Origin of the sequence: Streptomyces sp. 135 (assembly GCF_020026305.1) — a bacterium.
In the GTDB taxonomy this organism is placed as follows: domain Bacteria; phylum Actinomycetota; class Actinomycetes; order Streptomycetales; family Streptomycetaceae; genus Streptomyces.
The window spans coordinates 5,784,293-5,801,064 of record NZ_CP075691.1 but is presented as its reverse complement, the minus strand read 5'-3'; the positions used below and the strand labels follow the sequence as shown (position 1 = coordinate 5,801,064).

Below are 16,772 nucleotides of genomic sequence, written 5' to 3'. Positions count from 1 at the left end.
TCAGGTCCCTTCCGTCGTCACTTGCCGGCGGCGGCCGGAGCGTCCTCGCCGAGAAGCTTCCCGTCCGAGGTCTCGAACTGCTTCTTGAACTCCGCGATGGCGTCGCCGACGGCCTGGAGGGTGTCGTCCGACATCTTGCCGCCCTCCTTGATGGAGGTCATGAGGCCCTGCTCCTTGCGGTGCAGGTACTCCAGGAGCTCCTTCTCGAAGCGGCGGATGTCGTTCACCGGCACCTCGTCCATGCGACCGGTGGTACCGGCCCACACGGAGACGACCTGGTCCTCGGTGGCCATCGGCTCGTACTGCGGCTGCTTGAGCAGTTCGACCATGCGCTGGCCGCGCTCGAGCTGCGCCTTCGACGCGGCGTCCAGGTCGGAACCGAAGGCGGCGAACGCCTCCAGCTCACGGAACTGGGCGAGGTCCACGCGGAGGCGGCCGGAGACCTGCTTCATCGCCTTGTGCTGCGCGGAACCACCGACTCGGGAGACGGAGATACCGACGTTCAGCGCGGGGCGCTGACCGGCGTTGAAGAGGTCCGACTCCAGGAAGCACTGGCCGTCGGTGATGGAGATGACGTTGGTCGGGATGAACGCCGACACGTCGTTCGCCTTGGTCTCGACGATCGGCAGACCCGTCATCGAGCCCTTGCCCAGCTCGTCGGAGAGCTTCGCGCAACGCTCGAGGAGACGCGAGTGCAGGTAGAAGACGTCACCCGGGTAGGCCTCGCGCCCCGGCGGGCGGCGGAGCAGCAGGGACACGGCGCGGTAGGCGTCGGCCTGCTTCGAGAGGTCGTCGAAGACGATGAGGACGTGCTTGCCCTCGTACATCCAGTGCTGGCCGATGGCCGAGCCGGTGTACGGCGCCAGGTACTTGAAGCCGGCCGGGTCGGACGCCGGGGCGGCGACGATGGTCGTGTACTCCAGCGCGCCGGCCTCTTCGAGCGCACCACGCACGGAGGCGATGGTGGAGCCCTTCTGACCGATGGCGACGTAGATGCAGCGGACCTGCTTGTTCACGTCGCCGGTGCGCCAGTTGTCGCGCTGGTTGATGATCGTGTCGACGGCCAGGGCGGTCTTGCCGGTCTGGCGGTCACCGATGATCAGCTGACGCTGGCCACGGCCGATCGGGGTCATCGCGTCGACGGCCTTGTAGCCCGTCTCCATCGGCTCGTGCACCGACTTACGGGCCATGACGCCCGGTGCCTGCAGCTCGAGGGCGCGACGTCCGCTGGTCTCGATCTCACCGAGGCCGTCGATCGGGTTGCCGAGCGGGTCGACGACGCGGCCGAGGTAACCCTCGCCCACGGCGACCGACAGGACCTCGCCGGTACGGCTGACCGGCTGGCCTTCCTCGATGCCGCTGAACTCGCCGAGGACGACCGCGCCGATCTCGCGCTCTTCGAGGTTCAGCGCGAGGCCGAGAGATCCGTCCTCGAACTTCAGCAGCTCGTTCGCCATGGCCGAGGGCAGACCCTCGATCTTGGCGATACCGTCGCCGGCGACGGTGACCGTACCGACCTCCTCGCGCGAGGCCGCGTCCGGCTTGTACGCCTGGACAAAGTTCTCCAGCGCGTCCCGGATCTCCTCCGGCCGGATCGTGAGCTCCGCCATCTGGGTTCCCTGCTCTCCTTGTTGGGCCCGAAGTTTTCTTGGGGGGTCTGGGGTCAGCCCCCAGGAATCCTCTGCACGGCCCAACTAGGGCCGTATTTCGTGCGTGTTGAGTTACTGGCCGGCCACGCGGCGGCCGGCTTCCTCGATGCGGTCCGCGATGGAGCCGTTGATGACCTCGTCGCCGACCTGGACCCTGATCCCGCCGAGGATCTCGGGGTCCACGTCGAGGTTGAGGTGCATCTGCCGTCCGTACACCTTGACCAGCGCGGCGCCGAGACGCTGCTTCTGCCGGTCCGAGAGCGGAACAGCGGAAGTGACGACGGCGACCATGCGGTTGCGTCGGTCCGCGGCCAGCTTGGAGAGGGACTCGAGTCCCTCTTCCAGGCTACGTCCGCGCGGCGCGGTCACAAGGCGCTCGACGAGGCGCTCCGTCACGTCCTCGGCGCGACCGCCGAGCAGGCTGCGCAGCAGCTCGCTCTTGGCCGTGCGCGAGGCGGCGCGGTCGGTCAGTGCCGCCCGCAGCCCGGTGCTGGAGGAGACGATCCGGCCGAACCGGAAGAGCTCGTCCTCGACGTTGTCCAGCGCGCCGGCCTGCTGCGCGCCGGTCAGGTCGGCGAGGTTGGCCAGCTCCTCCAGAGCGTCCACCAGGTCCCGCGACTGCGACCAGCGCGAGCGGACCATGCCGGCCACCAGGTCGGCGGCCTCGCCGCCCACCTGGCCGCTCAGCAGGCGCCCGGCCAGCTCGGCCTTGGCCTGGCCGGACTGCGACGGGTCGGTCAGGACCCGACGCAGCGAGACCTCGCGGCCCAGCAGCGCGGTGACCGCGGCCAGCTCGTCCGCGAGCCGCTTGGCGTCGACCGACGTGTTGTCGGTCAGCGCGTCCAGACGCTCGCGCGCGGCGGCCAGTGCCTCGCGGCTGGCTCCGTGCGCTGTCATCGAGCCGCCTCTGCCTTCTGCTCGAGCTCGTCGAGGAAGCGGTCGATGGTGCGGCTCTGCCGGGCGCTGTCCTCAAGGGACTCGCCGACGAGCTTGCCGGCCAGGTCGGTGGCCAGCTGGCCCACGTCCTGACGCAGCGACTGCGCGGCGGCCTTGCGGTCGGCCTCGATCTGGGCGTGGCCCGCGGCGACGATCTCCTCGCGCTGACGCTGGCCCTCGGCCCGCATCTCGGCGATGAGCTGAGCGCCCTGCTCCTGCGCCTCCTGGCGCAGACGCGCGGCCTCGTGCCGTGCCTCGGCGAGCTGAGCCTTGTACTGCTCAAGAACGCTCTGGGCCTCGGTCTGAGCGGCCTCGGCCTTTTCGATGCCGCCTTCGATCGCCTCGCGGCGCTCTTCCAGAACCTTGTTGATGTTCGGGAGGAACTTCTTGGCGAAGAAGCCGAAGACGATGACGAACGCGATCAGGCCGATGACGAGCTCGGGGATTGCCGGGATCAGAGGATTTTGCTTCTCCTCCGCCGCCAGCTGTACCAGGGAGATCACATCAATGCCTTCCGTTGAAGTTTCTCGTCAACCGAGGCAGATCAGGAAGTCGTCGGGTAAACGAAGCCCATGACCAGACCGATGAGCGCCAGGGCCTCACAGAGCACGAAGCCGAGGATCTGGTTCTGGCGGATGAGGCCGGCGGCCTCGGGCTGACGGGCGAGGGCCTGCGTACCGTTACCGAAGATGATGCCGACGCCGATGCCGGGGCCGATCGCGGCGAGGCCGTAGCCGATCGCACCGAAGTGGCCCTGGATGTTGACCGCGGCGAGGGTCTCGAGAGCGGACATGCCGTAACTTCCTTCTTTTTACGGGCCGGTGGGGGTTGGCCACCGGATGTATCGGGGGGAGGAGAGGCGTACTCAGTGGTGCTCGGCGAGCGCGCCCTGGATGTAGCTGGAGGCCAGCAGGATGAAGACGTAGGCCTGGAGCGCCTGGATGAACAGCTCGAAGATCGTCATCACGATGACCATCACGAACGAGACACCCGCGTAGGCGATGCCGATGCCGTTCAGCAGGTACCAGCTCGCGATGGTGAAGATCACCAGCAGGACGTGGCCCGCGAACATGTTGGCGAAGAGCCGGACCGCGTGGGTGAAGGGCCGGATGATCATGTTCGAGAGGAACTCGAAGAACATGACCATCGGGAAGACCGGGCCGAGCGAACGGTCGTAGCCGGTGATGTTCTTCCAGCCGCCGATGAAGCCGTGCCTCTTGAAGGTCACGCTCACCCAGAGGATGTAGACGATCGCCGCGAGGCCCGCCGGCAGTGCGATGACCGAGGTCACCGGGAACTGGGCGAGCGGAACGATCGACCAGAGGTTCATGATCCAGATGAAGAAGAACAGCGAGACCATCAGAGGGACGTACTTCTCGCCCTCCTTCTTGCCGAGCGTCTCGTAGACGACCCCGCGACGCACGAAGTCGTAGCCGATCTCGGCGACCATCTGGAGCTTGCCGGGGATCAGCTTCGGCTTATTGAAGGCGGCCCAGAAGAAGCCGATGACGACGACCGAACTCACCAGGGCCAGCAGCATCGGCTTGTTGAACTCGAAGCCGCCAACGGTGAAAATCGGCTCGAAGAGGAAGGAGTGCAGGCCGGGGGTCGGGAAACCGCACCCTTCAAAAATGTGGCAATCGGTCTCGAAGGCGAGCGTCTGGGCGTTACTCACCGCGAGCTCCTTCAACGTGGCGCATGGGTACGGCAACCTCGATGTGTCGGCGCGGTCGATGTCCGCGGAGCGGCACTGGACTGGACTTGCGGATTTGGGGGCGGCGGCTGGGCTCCGAGCCGTATGGCTTCACAGGCACGGCCGCCTCCCGCGCCAGCTCTGCCGCAGTTGTGGCGAGACCATAGCAAATGAGCGGAGGCCTCCTTACGCTGGCCCTACAGCTCACGATTGCGGCCGGGCGGAATCCGGCTCCACATAGAGGACCTTGGCCTTCATATGGGAACGCACCTGCGCCCCCAACCACACCAAAGTGGCGGCGAGCAGCGTGAAGGCGAAGCACCTCGAGTTGAACGCCGAAGTACCACTCAGCACGCTCAGCACCACCATCAGGATCAGGATCTGCACCGTGTAGACCAGCAGACCCATTGCCTGGAACAGGTAAGGGAAGGAACGCGCGCCTCGCTGGAGCGCCACGAGCCCGCCACCCATGAACAGCAGGACGAGAAGTGCGCCGAAGGTGGCACCGAGCGCACCCTTGCCGCCGGCAACGGCGGCACTGACCGCGACTCCCGCCACACCCGCGGCAGCGGTGGGCAGGGCACAGTGAAGCAGTGTGCGGGCGTCGTTGGACTGCATGGCGGCAGCTCCTCCGGCGGAATTTGGGGGACGGGGCATTGCGGCATTGCGATCGTCGAGCGATGGCCCTGATCCGGACGCGAGGCGCACGGAGACGAAGAGGCGCACCTCACCAGGGCGGCCGGTCTCGTCGGGGCCACCCCAATATATCTCGGGTTCTCGTGAACCGTATCACAAACTATTTGATGCAGTCTTTACCTGAAAGTGTGCCGACCATCACACGATCGGCCCACCATGCGCGTTTCGTGTTGGCCGTGAAGGCCTCGCGGTGATAGCCGCGCCTAGTCGCGCTCCTGCGACCGTACACGGGGACGCTCGGAGAGCGCGGTACTGCCGTGCGGGCGCATGGCGCCGCTCAGCTCGGGCACGGGGGCGGGGCCCGGGTCGGCGGGCCCGGCGACATCCTCCTGGGCCGTCTCCGCCTCGACGCGCTCCGCCCGGCGGCGCCGGTAGCGCGGCGGCACGAAGGCCTCGGCCCAGCGGGGAGTACGCGGCCTGAAGCGCGGCAGCAGGAGCAGGACGAGGCCCAGCGCGCTGAGGGCGACGATGAGCAGCAGGATCCACACGCTCGTGGAGTGCACCGAGTACGCGACGGTGCCGAAGGCGATGAGCGCCGACCAGAAGTACATGATCAGCACCGCGCGGCTGTGCGAGTGGCCGATCTCCAGGAGCCGGTGGTGGAGGTGCCCGCGGTCCGCGGCGAAGGGCGACTTGCCGTTCCAGGTGCGGCGCACGATGGCGAGGACCAGGTCGGCGAAGGGGATCGCGATGATCGTGAGCGGCATGAGCAGCGGGATGAAGACCGGCAGCATCGCGTGCGTGGCGTCGCGGGTGCCGCCGAAGTTCAGCTTCATCGCCGCCGGGTCGACCTGTCCCGTCACGGAGATGGCGCCCGCCGCGAGGATCAGGCCGATGAGCATCGACCCCGAGTCGCCCATGAAGATCCGGGCGGGGTGCATGTTGTGCGGCAGGAAGCCCAGGCACATGCCCATGAGGATGGCGGCGAAGAGCGTGGCGGGCGCGGCGGCCTCGATGCCGTAGCCGTACCAGATCCGGTAGGCGTACATGAAGGACGCGGCGGAGGCGATGCAGACCATGCCCGCCGCGAGACCGTCGAGGCCGTCCACGAAGTTGACGGCGTTGATGGTGATGACGACGAGCGCGACCGTCAGGAGGGTGCCCTGGCCGGAGGTCAGCGAGACCGTGCCGACGCCGGGGACCGGGATCCACAGGATCGTCAGGCCCTGCATGACCATGACGCCGGCGGCGATCATCTGGCCGCCGAGCTTGATCAGGGCGTCGATCTCGAACTTGTCGTCCAGGACGCCGATGAGCCAGATCAGCGCCGCTCCGGAGAGCAGCGCGCGCGGTTCGTTGGAGTTCTCGAAGACCGCGTTCAGGTTCGGCAGGTGGTCGGCGACCAGGAGACCCGCGCACAGGCCGAAGAACATCGCGATCCCGCCGAGCCGGGGCGTGGGCTCCCGGTGTACGTCGCGGGCGCGGATTTCCGGCATGGCGCCGGCCACGATCGCGAACTTCCGCACCGGCCCGGTCAGCAGATAGGTCACCGCGGCCGTGATGCAGAGCGTCAGCAGGTATTCACGCACGGGCTTCCCCACAGGTATCGCTGGCCATCTCAGCCCCACACCCTAGCTTTGCGCGCATACGGTTGGGGACTTACGGGTAGCGACGATGGTTGCACGAGTACGTGTGCGTCCCTGACGCGCCTACCCCGTCCTATCCCGGATACGGCGGAAATCTGCCCGCCAGTTCGCGCACCTCGTTCCGTACGTCCGTGGTCTCTCCCGTGCCGCGGACCGCGTCGGCCAGCAGGCCGGCGACGCGCACCAGGTCGGGACCGGTCATGCCCTGGGTCGTGACGGCGGCGGTGCCGAGGCGCAGTCCGCGGGCGTCGCCGTGCGGCAGGGCGCAGGTGTCGAGGACGATCCCGGCGGCCGCGAGCCTGCCGCGGGCGGTGTGCGCCTCGACTCCGAGGGGTGCCGGATCGGCCAGGATCAGATGGGTGTCGGTGCCGCCGGTGATGATCGCGAACCCGGCGGCGGCCAGGCCGTCCGCCAGCGTCCGCGCGTTGGCGACCACCTGATGGGCGTACGCGGTGAAGGCCGGGGCCGCCGCCTCGCCGAAGGCCACCGCCTTGGCGGCGATCGTGTGCATCTGTGCGCCGCCCTGCGTGAACGGGAAGACGGCCCGGTCGATCCGGTGCGCCAGGTCCGCCCCGCACAGCAGGAGGCCGCCTCGGGGGCCGCGCAGGACCTTGTGGGTGGTGGCGCAGACGACGTCGGCGTACGGCACGGGGTTCGGCGCCGCTCCCCCGGCGACCAGGCCCAGGGGATGGGCCGCGTCGGCGATGAGATACGCGCCCACGTCGTCGGCGATGGCGCGGAAGGCCGCGTAGTCGATGTGCCGCGGATAGGAGATCGAGCCGCAGACGATCGCCTTCGGGCGGTGGCTGCGGGCGAGGGCGTGCACCTGGTCGTAGTCGATGAGGCCGCTCTCGGCGTCGACGCCGTAGCCGACGAAGTCGAACCAGCGCCCGGAGAAGTTCGCGGGCGAGCCGTGCGTGAGGTGGCCGCCGTACGGCAAGCCCATGGCGAGGACCGTGTCGCCGGGCCGCAGCAGCGCGGCGTACGCGGCGAGGACGGCGGAGGAGCCGGAGTGCGCCTGGACGTTGGCGTGCTCGGCGCCGAAGAGGGCCTTGGCGCGGTCGACGGCGATCCGCTCGGCGACGTCGACGAGTTCGCAGCCGCCGTGGTGACGGGCCCCGGGGTAGCCCTCGGCGTACTTGTTGGCGAGCGGGGAGCCGAGGGCGGTCAGGACGGCGGGCGAGGTGAAGTTCTCGGCGGCGACCAGCTGGAGGCCGCCGGACTGCCGGGCGGCCTCGGCGGCGATGACCTCGGCCAGCTCGGGGTCCTGCCGGCGCAGCGCGCCGAGGTCGGTGTACGACGCCTCGGGGGCGCTGGGTGCGGTGCTGACCGTGCTGAGCGACATCGTGGGCTCCGGGGCCTGGCGGGGGGTGACCTCAGGACCAATGTAGGCCGCTACGTGTGCGCGGGCACGCCGGTCAGCGCCGTCACCACGGGGTCGAGCGCCTGGTTGATCTCGTCGCCCACGGAGCGGAAGAACGGCAGGGGCGCGCCGTAGGGGTCGTACACCTCGTCGGCCTCCACGTTGGGGGCGAGGAGCCAGCCGCGCAGGGCGGCGGCGGCCCGCACCAGGGCGCGGGCGCGCTCCACCACGCCGTTGCCGTCCGGCTCGGGCAGGGTCGTCGGGTCTATGGCCCGCACCAGCCGGGTGAACTCCTTGAGCGTGAAGGTGCGCAGGCCCGCCGAGTGGCCCATGGAGATGACCTGCGCCCGGTGGTCCCGGGTGGCGGTCAGGACCAGGTCGGCGCGGATCACGTGGTCGTCGAGGAGCTCGCGTCCCATGAAGCCGCTGGCGTCCGCCCCGAAGTCCGCGAGGACGGTCTCGGCGTTGGTCTCCATGGGGGCGCCCTCGTGGCCCCAGGTGCCCGCGCTCTCCACGATCAGGCCGCCGGTCAGGGGGTCGCCGAGGCGGTCGGCCAGGGCATGCCGGGTCAGCCGCTCGGTGATCGGCGAGCGGCAGACGTTGCCGGTGCTGACGTGGAGGATGCGGAAGGTGCCCGCAGAGCCCGGGAAGCCCGCTATGCCACGCCCCGTCTCAGGGGCTGTCAATTCGCCACCTCGAGGTCGGGTACCACCTTGCGCAGCTCGTCCGCGTCCAGGGCGCCCGCGCGGAGCAGGACCGGCACCTTGCCCGTGACGTCGACGATCGACGAGGGGACGATGCCGGGGGTCCGGCCGCCGTCCAGGTAGACGGAGACGGAGTCGCCGAGCATCTCCTGCGCGGCGTCGCAGTCCTCGGGGGCGGGGTGCCCGGTGAGGTTGGCCGAGGAGACGGCCATGGGGCCGACCTCGGTGAGCAGTTCGATGGCGACGGGGTGCAGCGGCATCCGGATGGCGACCGTGCCGCGGGTGTCGCCGAGGTCCCACTGGAGGGAGGGCTGCTGCTTGGCGACCAGGGTCAGGGCGCCGGGCCAGAAGGCGTCGACGAGTTCCCAGGCCATCTCGGAGAAGTCGGTGACCAAGCCGTGCAGGGTGTTCGGCGAGCCGATGAGGACGGGGGTCGGCATGTTGCGGCCGCGGCCCTTGGCGTCGAGCAGGTCGGCGCACGCCTCCGGGCTGAAGGCGTCGGCGCCGATGCCGTAGACGGTGTCGGTGGGCAGCACGACCAGCTCGCCCCGGCGCACGGCGGAGGCGGCCTCGCGCAGACCGGTCGAGCGGTCGGTCGCGTCGTTGGTGTCGTATCGCCGTGCCATCAGCGGGCCTCCTCGTACACGTACTGCTGCGTTGAAATGTTGGTCGTCACGGCATCGCCTTGCGGGCGGTCGCGAAGCGCGGCCGGTTGTTGAGGTCGGGGTGGTCGGCGGCGTCGGCCCAGCCCCGCTCCTCGGTGAAGATCCACGGGACCTGGCCGCCCTGGGTGTCGGCGTGCTCGATGACGACGACACCGCCGGGGCGGAGCAGCCGGTGGGCGGTGCGCTCGATGCCGCGGATCAGGTCGAGGCCGTCCTCGCCGGAGAAGAGGGCGAGCTCGGGGTCGTAGTCCCGGGCCTCCGGAGCGACGTACTCCCATTCGGTGAGGGGGATGTACGGCGGGTTGGAGACCACCAGGTCGACCTGGCCGTCCAGCTCCGGGAAGGCGTCGCGGGCGTCGCCCTTGACCAGCTTGACCCTGGACCCCTCGACGTTCTTGCGCGTCCACTTCAGGGCGTCCTCGGACAGCTCCACGGCGTGCACGCGCGAGCGCGGCACCTCCTGGGCGAGGGCGAGCGCGATGGCGCCCGAGCCGGTGCACAGGTCGACGATGAGCGGCTCGACGACGTCCATGGCGCGCACCGCGTCTATCGCCCAGCCGACGACCGACTCCGTCTCCGGGCGGGGCACGAAGACGCCGGGGCCCACCTGGAGCTCCAGGTAGCGGAAGTAGGCCCGTCCGGTGATGTGCTGGAGCGGCTCGCGGGCCTCACGGCGCGCGATCGTCTCCCAGTAGCGGGCGTCGAAGTCGGAGTCCTTGACGGAGTGCAGCTCGCCCCGCTTCACGCCGTGCACGAAGGCCGCGAGCTCCTCCGCGTCGTTGCGCGGCGAGGGCACGCCGGCGTCGGCCAGCCGCTGGGTGGCCTGGGCCACTTCCGCGAGCAGCAGGTTCACGCTGGTCCTCCGGGGGCGTCGTACGAGGGATGGGGGCGTCAGGCCGCGGCGAGCTTGGCCGCGGAGTCCGCGTCGACGCAGGCCTGGATGACCGCGTCGAGTTCGCCGTCGAGCACCTGGTCCAAGTTGTACGCCTTGAAGCCGACGCGGTGGTCCGAGATCCGGTTTTCCGGGTAGTTGTACGTCCGGATCTTCTCGGAGCGGTCGACGGTGCGGACCTGGCTGCGGCGCGCGTCCGCGGCCTTGCTCTCCGCTTCCTCCTGGGCCGCCGCGAGGAGCCTGGAGCGCAGGATGCGCATGGCCTGCTCCTTGTTCTGGAGCTGGCTCTTCTCGTTCTGGCAGGAGGCGACGACGCCGGTCGGCAGGTGGGTGATGCGCACCGCGGAGTCGGTGGTGTTGACGGACTGGCCGCCGGGCCCGGAGGAGCGGTAGACGTCGATGCGCAGATCGTTGGCGTGGATCTCGACGTCGATCTCCTCGGCCTCGGGCGTCACCAGGACGCCGGCGGCGGAGGTGTGGATGCGGCCCTGCGACTCGGTGGAGGGCACGCGCTGCACGCGGTGCACGCCGCCCTCGTACTTGAGGCGGGCCCAGACGCCCTGGCCGGGCTCGGTGGCGCCCTGGCCGCCCTTGGTCTTCACGGCGACCTGGACGTCCTTGTAGCCGCCGAGCTCGGACTCGGTGGAGTCGATGATCTCGGTCTTCCAGCCGACGCGCTCCGCGTACCGCAGGTACATGCGCAGCAGGTCGCCGGCGAACAGGGCGGACTCGTCGCCGCCCGCGCCCGCCTTGATCTCCAGGATGACGTCCTTGTCGTCGGACGGGTCCCGGGGCACGAGCAGCAGCCGCAGCTTCTCGGTGAGCTCGTCGCGGCGGCGCTCCAGGTCCTTGACCTCGGCGGCGAATTCCGGGTCGTCGGCGCCCAGCTCGCGGGCGGTCTCGATGTCGTCCCCGGTCTGCTTCCAGCTGCGGTACGTCGCGACGATCGGGGTCAGCTCGGCGTAGCGCTTGTTGAGCTTGCGCGCGTTGGCCTGGTCGGCGTGGACCGACGGGTCCGCGAGCTTCTTCTCCAGATCGGCGTGCTCGCCGATCAGTTCCTCGACCGCCTCGAACATCGGGGGCTCCTGGTTTTCTACGCGAAGGTTCTACGCGAGCGTTCTACGCGAATCGGCTGCGGGACGGCAAAAGCGCCGGTCCCGGCCGCCCCCTGGCGAGGGCGGCCGATGACCGGCGCAGTGGCTCGCTACTTCTTGGCAGCCGCGGCCTTGCCGAAGCGGGCCTCGAAGCGGGCCACGCGGCCACCGGTGTCGAGGATCTTCTGCTTGCCCGTGTAGAACGGGTGGCACTCGGAGCAGACCTCGGCACGGACGGTGCCGCTGGAGATCGTGCTGCGGGTGGTGAACGACGCGCCACAGGTGCAGCTGACCTGGGTCTCGACGTACTCGGGGTGGATGTCGCGCTTCAAGGTGTCTCCTAGTTTCGGGAGGGCGCCGGGTCGTACGCGCGGATTGCTCGTACGTGAACCGGGGCCGACGTACCAGTCTGCCAGGACCGGCCGTATCTCCCAAAACGGGGGTAGGGGCCGATCTATTCCGGCTCTGGTCCGGAGCTGTTCCTGCTCTGTTCCAGCTCTGTTCCCGCGACCCTCAGTGACCGGCGACCACGCCGCCGACGTCCCCCTTGTCGCCCGCGGACTTCTCGGTGGCGGACTTCGGGATGGGCCTGTCGGCCTTGAGCGCGTCCCAGACCTCCTGGTCGGCCTCTTCGAGGGGAAGGACGCGGTTGCGGTCGGCGGGGTCGTACTGGACCGGCATCGTGACCATCTTCATGTCGCCCGCGCCGATGCCCTTGAGGCCGCCCGCGAAGCTCGCGAGGCTCTTGACGTCGTTCAGGTCGGAGTCCGTGGTGACGGCGCTGGTCGCGTCGTTCGCCAGGTCGTAGAGCTTCTTGGGGTTGCCGAAGACCCCGACCTCCTTGACCTGGTCGAGCAGGGCCTTGATGAAGGCCTGCTGGAGCTGGATGCGGCCGAGGTCGCTGCCGTCGCCGACGCCGTGCCGGGTGCGGACCAGGCCGAGCGCCTGCTCACCGGTCAGGGTGTGGGTGCCCGCGTCCAGGTCGAGGTGGCTGTCCTTGTCGCGGATGGCCTTCTTGGTGGTGATGTCGACGCCGCCGAGGGTGTCGATGAGCTTCTTGAAGCCCGTGAAGTCCACTTCGAGGTAGTGGTCCATCCGGATGCCGGACATCTTCTCGACGGTCTTGACGGCGCAGGCGGGGCCCCCGACCTCGTACGCCGTGTTGAACATCTGCCGCTGCCCGCCGGGGTCGGTCGTGCCGTCGTCCGTCTTGCACTCGGGGCGGGATATCAGCGTGTCGCGGGGTATGGAGACGACGCTGGCCTTCTTGTGGCCCTTGTAGACGTGCACGATCATCGCCGTGTCGGAGCGGGCGGCGCCCTCGTCCTTGCCGTACTTGGCGTTGTCACCGGAGCGCGAGTCGGAGCCGAGGACGAGGATGTCCTGGGAGCCGTTGTCGATGTCCAGGGGGCGGTCGGTGCCGAGCGCGGCGTTGATGTCGACGCCCTTGATGTTGCCGTTGAGCTTGAAGTACACGACACCGAGTCCGGTACCGCCGAGGACGACCACCGAGGCCGCTGCCCATGCCGTGATGACGAGCGCCTTGCTGCGCCGGCGCGGCTTGCGGCGCCTGCCGCCTCCGCCGCGGGGACGTCTGGGCCGCGTATCGGCCGGGCCCGCCGGGGTGCTCTCGTCAGTCATGGGCTCCTCAGTCCTCGTCGGTCGGTTATCCCCTGCTTTCAGGGTCAGGCGCGGCTTTCCGTCACTTGTCAGACGTGAAAGCCGAAAGAAGGGTTGCACGGCACCCTGTGTGCGCCCCGGTAAGCGACCATTACGCACAGTTCGCACCGCCGCCCGATTTCCGCCTTTCACCTGCGGTTTCATGCGGGGCGGCGCTACCAGCGGTGACCGTGAGAATCTCTTACGCGTGTGGCCAAGGTCTCGCCCGCACCGAAAAGGGCCGCCCCGTCACAGGAGTGACGGGGCGGCCCTTTTCGGTGCCGGGACGACTAGTCGTTGCCGTTGCCCGGCGCCGGGGTCGTCTTCTGGATCTGGAGCAGGAACTCGGCGTTCGACTTCGTCTGCTTCATCTTGTCCAGGAGCAGCTCGATCGCCTGCTGCTGGTCGAGCGCGTGCAGCACACGGCGCAGCTTCCAGGTGATGGCGAGCTCGTCGCTGCCGAGCAGGATCTCTTCCTTGCGGGTACCGGACGCGTCCACGTCCACCGCCGGGAAGATGCGCTTGTCGGCGAGCTTGCGGTCGAGCTTGAGCTCGGCGTTGCCGGTGCCCTTGAACTCCTCGAAGATGACCTCGTCCATGCGGGACCCGGTGTCGACGAGCGCGGTCGCGAGGATGGTCAGCGAGCCGCCGTCCTCGATGTTGCGCGCGGCACCGAAGAAGCGCTTCGGCGGGTAGAGGGCCGTCGAGTCGACACCACCGGACAGGATGCGGCCGGAGGCCGGGGCCGCGAGGTTGTACGCACGGCCCAGACGCGTGATCGAGTCGAGCAGTACGACGACGTCGTGGCCCAGCTCCACCAGGCGCTTGGCGCGCTCGATGGCCAGCTCGGCGACCGTGGTGTGGTCCTCGGCCGGGCGGTCGAAAGTCGAGGAGATGACCTCGCCCTTCACCGACCGCTGCATGTCGGTGACCTCTTCCGGACGCTCGTCGACCAGGACGACCATCAGGTGGCACTCGGGGTTGTTGTGCGTGATCGCGTTGGCGATCGCCTGCATGATCATGGTCTTGCCGGTCTTCGGCGGGGCCACGATCAAACCGCGCTGGCCCTTACCGATGGGCGCCACGAGGTCGATGATGCGGGTGGTGAGCACGCCCGGGTCGGTCTCCAGGCGGAGCCGGTCCTGCGGGTAAAGGGGCGTCAGCTTGTTGAACTCCGGGCGCCCGCGCCCGGATTCGGGCGCCATGCCGTTGACGGAGTCCAGGCGCACGAGCGCGTTGAACTTCTCGCGGCGCTCGCCGTCCTTGGGCTGGCGGACCGCGCCGGTGACGTGGTCGCCCTTGCGCAGGCCGTTCTTGCGGACCTGGGCCAGCGAGACGTAGACGTCGTTGGGACCGGGGAGGTAGCCCGACGTACGGATGAACGCGTAGTTGTCGAGGATGTCCAGGATGCCCGCGACGGGGATCAGGACGTCGTCGTCGGAGACCTGCGGCTCGTTGCCGAAGCCCTGCTCGTCGCGGCCACGACGGCCACGGCGGTCACGGTAACGGCCCCGGCGGCCGCGGCGGCCGCCCTCGAAATCGTCCCCGTCCTCGTCGGCCCGCGGACCGCTGTCACGCTGGCGGTCCTGGCGGTCCGGACGGCCGCTGCCCTGCTGCTGGCGGTCCTGCCGCTCCTGGCGGTCCGGACGGCCACCGCCCTGCTGGTCGTCGCCCTTGCTGCCGCTGTTGCCGCGGCGGTCGCGGTCACGGCCGCGGCCCTGGCGGTCGCGGCGCTCGCGGCGGCCCTCGGCGCTGTCGCCGGAGCCGTCCCCGCCCCTGTCACCCCTGGCCTCGGCCGCGTCGGCCTTGACCTCGGTCTTGGTGTCGGCCTTCGCCTCGGCGGTGACCGTCTCCGGGCTGCCCGCGTCGGCGGTGGCCCGGCGCCGGCGACGCTCACCGGCGGGCTGGTCGTCTGCCCCGCGCTCGGCTTCGCTCGCGCGGACGGCGCCCCCGTCCGGCTGGCCGGGGATCTCGATCTGCTGCTGTGCGGCGGCCTTCTCGGCCTTGCCGCCCTCGGCCTTGCCGGCCTTCTCGGTCTTGTCGGCCTTGCTCGCCTTGCCGGCACCCTCGGCGCCCTGGTCCTCGCCTGTACGGGCCTTCGAGGTGGCCCGGCGCTTGGGCTTGGTCTCGGTGGTGTCCGCGGAAGGCGCGGCGCTCTTGGCCGGGGCTCCGCCCCCTGCCTGCGCCTCCTTGATGACCTCGATCAGCTGGCTCTTGCGCATGCGCCCGGTTCCCTTGATACCAAGGCCCGAGGCGACCTGCTGCAGTTCCGCCAGCACCATGCCCTCGAGGCCGGTGCCGCGGCGCCGCCGGGACCCGGCCGAAGCACCGGTGGCAGGCGCCGCGGAGGCGTCCGTGGCGGGCGTGTCGGCAGTCACGCCCATCAGATCGGTGGTGTCGCTCACGAAGGGTCCTTCCCTGGAGCGGACGTCGGCCTGTCTGGCTCGGCGACCGGTTGTGCTGTCCGGCGGTCCTATGCGTATGGACCGTGCCGGGGCGGTGGTCCGCCAACGAGGCGGAAGAATTCATTGATGATGGCGATTGCGATGCGGTGCCACTGATGTGCGGTGTCACTCGGCACGGTCACGCCGGTTCCGGAGCGTGCTCGGACCGCTCAGTGCGGGGCACGAAGCAGTTTGGGAGGCTCCCGGAAGAATGGTTGTCCCGGACGGGGACACAAAGCACCTCGCCATGGTGAGGTCGGGTGCAGACTTGAGATTAACACTACCGGATCCAACAAACATTCCCCCTCTCGAAATCGGGTCGCCCCGAGATCCCTGCCTTCACTGGGGCGCGAGCGGCAGCACGCTCGCCCCCCCGGCGTCGAGCGCCAGGCGGTTGGCCGCCCAGCCCTCGCCCGCCAGGCGTGCGACCTTGTCGGCCGCACTGTCTTCGGCCAGCGCGAGGACCGTGGGTCCCGCGCCGGAGATCACCGCGGGCACGCCGTCGGCGCGCAGCCGCTCCACCAGGGCGGCGCTCTCCGGCATGGCCGGGGCGCGGTAGTCCTGGTGCAGCCGGTCCTCGGTGGCGGGGAGCAGCAGCTCGGGGCGCCTGGTGAGGGCCTCGACGAGCAGGGCCGCCCGGCCCGCGTTGGCGGCGGCGTCGACGTGCGGGACGGTGCGCGGCAGCAGGCCGCGCGCGGTCTCGGTGAGGACGGGCTTCCCGGGCACGAAAACCACTGGAACGATGGAATGGGCGGGTTCCAGCCTGATCGCCCGCGCCGCTCCCGCGTCCATCCAGGAGAGCGTGAAGCCGCCGAGCAGACAGGCGGCGACGTTGTCGGGGTGGCCCTCGATCTCGGTGGCGAGTTCGAGCAGCGCCGCGTCGTCGAGCCTGGCCTCGCCGCCTATGGTCACGGCGCGTGCGGCGACGATGCCCGCGCAGATGGCGGCGGACGAGGAGCCGAGGCCGCGGCCGTGCGGGATGCGGTTGGCGCAGACGATCTCAAGACCGCGCGGCTGTCCGCCGAGCAGGTCGAAGGCGGTGCGCAGGGATCGTACGAGCAGATGCGACTCGTCGCGCGGCAGGGTGTCGCTGCCCTCCCCCGCGATGTCGATGTGCAGGCCGGAGTCGGCCACCCGGACGACCACGTCGTCGTACAGACCCAGCGACAGGCCCAGGGCATCGAAGCCCGGACCGAGGTTGGCGCTGGTGGCGGGGGTGCGCACCCGGACGGCGGCGGCGCGGAACGCTGGACCGGCCATCGCTCGATGACTCTCCTTGAGCTGCGTGTTTTCGAGGCTGCGTATTTTCGGTACGTGCCACATGTACGGAACACCCGAAGGCCGCGAACTACGGCGGCTCCGCGGCATATGCGGCGGGGCGGGTTCGGTAC

General features: G+C 69.7%; 16 protein-coding genes. All 16 read right to left on the bottom strand.

From position 1 onward, the window contains the following. Positions 1 to 17 precede the first annotated feature (17 nt). Positions 18 to 1,610, bottom strand: coding sequence for a F0F1 ATP synthase subunit alpha (gene atpA / locus KKZ08_RS26330; protein ID WP_223776785.1), 1,593 nt, complete (start codon positions 1,608 to 1,610; stop codon positions 18 to 20). A gap of 111 nt (positions 1,611 to 1,721) precedes the next feature. Continuing rightward, positions 1,722 to 2,546, bottom strand: a complete 825-nt coding sequence (locus tag KKZ08_RS26325) for a F0F1 ATP synthase subunit delta (protein ID WP_223776784.1) — start codon at positions 2,544 to 2,546, stop codon at positions 1,722 to 1,724. Beyond that, on the bottom strand, positions 2,543 to 3,088 hold the full coding sequence (locus KKZ08_RS26320; protein ID WP_223776783.1) for a F0F1 ATP synthase subunit B: 546 nt from the start codon (positions 3,086 to 3,088) through the stop codon (positions 2,543 to 2,545). The genes KKZ08_RS26325 and KKZ08_RS26320 overlap by 4 nt, the downstream gene beginning before the upstream one ends. Positions 3,089 to 3,129: 41 nt before the next feature. Next, complete coding sequence (gene atpE, locus KKZ08_RS26315; RefSeq protein ID WP_223776782.1) at positions 3,130 to 3,378, bottom strand: ATP synthase F0 subunit C; 249 nt, start codon at positions 3,376 to 3,378, stop codon at positions 3,130 to 3,132. A 72-nt stretch (positions 3,379 to 3,450) separates the two neighbouring features. Then, positions 3,451 to 4,260, bottom strand: a complete 810-nt coding sequence (gene atpB, locus KKZ08_RS26310) for a F0F1 ATP synthase subunit A (RefSeq protein ID WP_223776781.1) — start codon at positions 4,258 to 4,260, stop codon at positions 3,451 to 3,453. A gap of 222 nt (positions 4,261 to 4,482) precedes the next feature. Then, positions 4,483 to 4,896, bottom strand: coding sequence for a hypothetical protein (locus tag KKZ08_RS26305; RefSeq protein WP_223776780.1), 414 nt, complete (start codon positions 4,894 to 4,896; stop codon positions 4,483 to 4,485). Positions 4,897 to 5,177: 281 nt separating this feature from the next. Continuing rightward, a complete protein-coding gene (locus tag KKZ08_RS26300; RefSeq protein ID WP_223776779.1) occupies positions 5,178 to 6,503 on the bottom strand; it encodes an MraY family glycosyltransferase in 1,326 nt (441 codons plus the stop codon). Between the two features lie 130 nt (positions 6,504 to 6,633). Continuing rightward, positions 6,634 to 7,905, bottom strand: a complete 1,272-nt coding sequence (glyA, locus tag KKZ08_RS26295; protein WP_223776778.1) for a serine hydroxymethyltransferase — start codon at positions 7,903 to 7,905, stop codon at positions 6,634 to 6,636. Positions 7,906 to 7,955: 50 nt separating this feature from the next. Further along, entirely contained in the window at positions 7,956 to 8,609 is a 654-nt protein-coding gene (locus tag KKZ08_RS26290; protein ID WP_223776777.1) for a protein-tyrosine-phosphatase, read from the bottom strand. Next, complete coding sequence (locus tag KKZ08_RS26285; protein ID WP_223776776.1) at positions 8,606 to 9,253, bottom strand: L-threonylcarbamoyladenylate synthase; 648 nt, start codon at positions 9,251 to 9,253, stop codon at positions 8,606 to 8,608. Before KKZ08_RS26285 ends, KKZ08_RS26290 begins: the two co-directional genes overlap by 4 nt. A gap of 46 nt (positions 9,254 to 9,299) precedes the next feature. Beyond that, positions 9,300 to 10,145 (bottom strand): peptide chain release factor N(5)-glutamine methyltransferase, encoded by an 846-nt coding sequence (prmC, locus tag KKZ08_RS26280; RefSeq protein WP_223776775.1) that lies wholly within the window; start codon positions 10,143 to 10,145, stop codon positions 9,300 to 9,302. Positions 10,146 to 10,183: 38 nt separating this feature from the next. Then, positions 10,184 to 11,260: a peptide chain release factor 1 gene (gene prfA / locus KKZ08_RS26275; RefSeq protein WP_223776774.1), complete on the bottom strand. Its 1,077-nt coding sequence runs from the start codon at positions 11,258 to 11,260 to the stop codon at positions 10,184 to 10,186. A gap of 128 nt (positions 11,261 to 11,388) precedes the next feature. Beyond that, positions 11,389 to 11,610 carry a 50S ribosomal protein L31 gene (rpmE, locus tag KKZ08_RS26270; protein WP_010984345.1) on the bottom strand — a complete coding sequence of 74 codons (222 nt, stop codon included), beginning with the start codon at positions 11,608 to 11,610 and terminating at the stop codon, positions 11,389 to 11,391. Positions 11,611 to 11,791: 181 nt separating this feature from the next. Further along, positions 11,792 to 12,919 carry an LCP family protein gene (locus tag KKZ08_RS26265; protein ID WP_223776773.1) on the bottom strand — a complete coding sequence of 376 codons (1,128 nt, stop codon included), beginning with the start codon at positions 12,917 to 12,919 and terminating at the stop codon, positions 11,792 to 11,794. A 308-nt stretch (positions 12,920 to 13,227) separates the two neighbouring features. Beyond that, positions 13,228 to 15,342 (bottom strand): transcription termination factor Rho, encoded by a 2,115-nt coding sequence (gene rho, locus KKZ08_RS26260; RefSeq protein ID WP_223776772.1) that lies wholly within the window; start codon positions 15,340 to 15,342, stop codon positions 13,228 to 13,230. Between the two features lie 378 nt (positions 15,343 to 15,720). Beyond that, positions 15,721 to 16,641, bottom strand: a complete 921-nt coding sequence (thrB, locus tag KKZ08_RS26255) for a homoserine kinase (protein ID WP_223776771.1) — start codon at positions 16,639 to 16,641, stop codon at positions 15,721 to 15,723. Positions 16,642 to 16,772 lie beyond the last annotated feature (131 nt).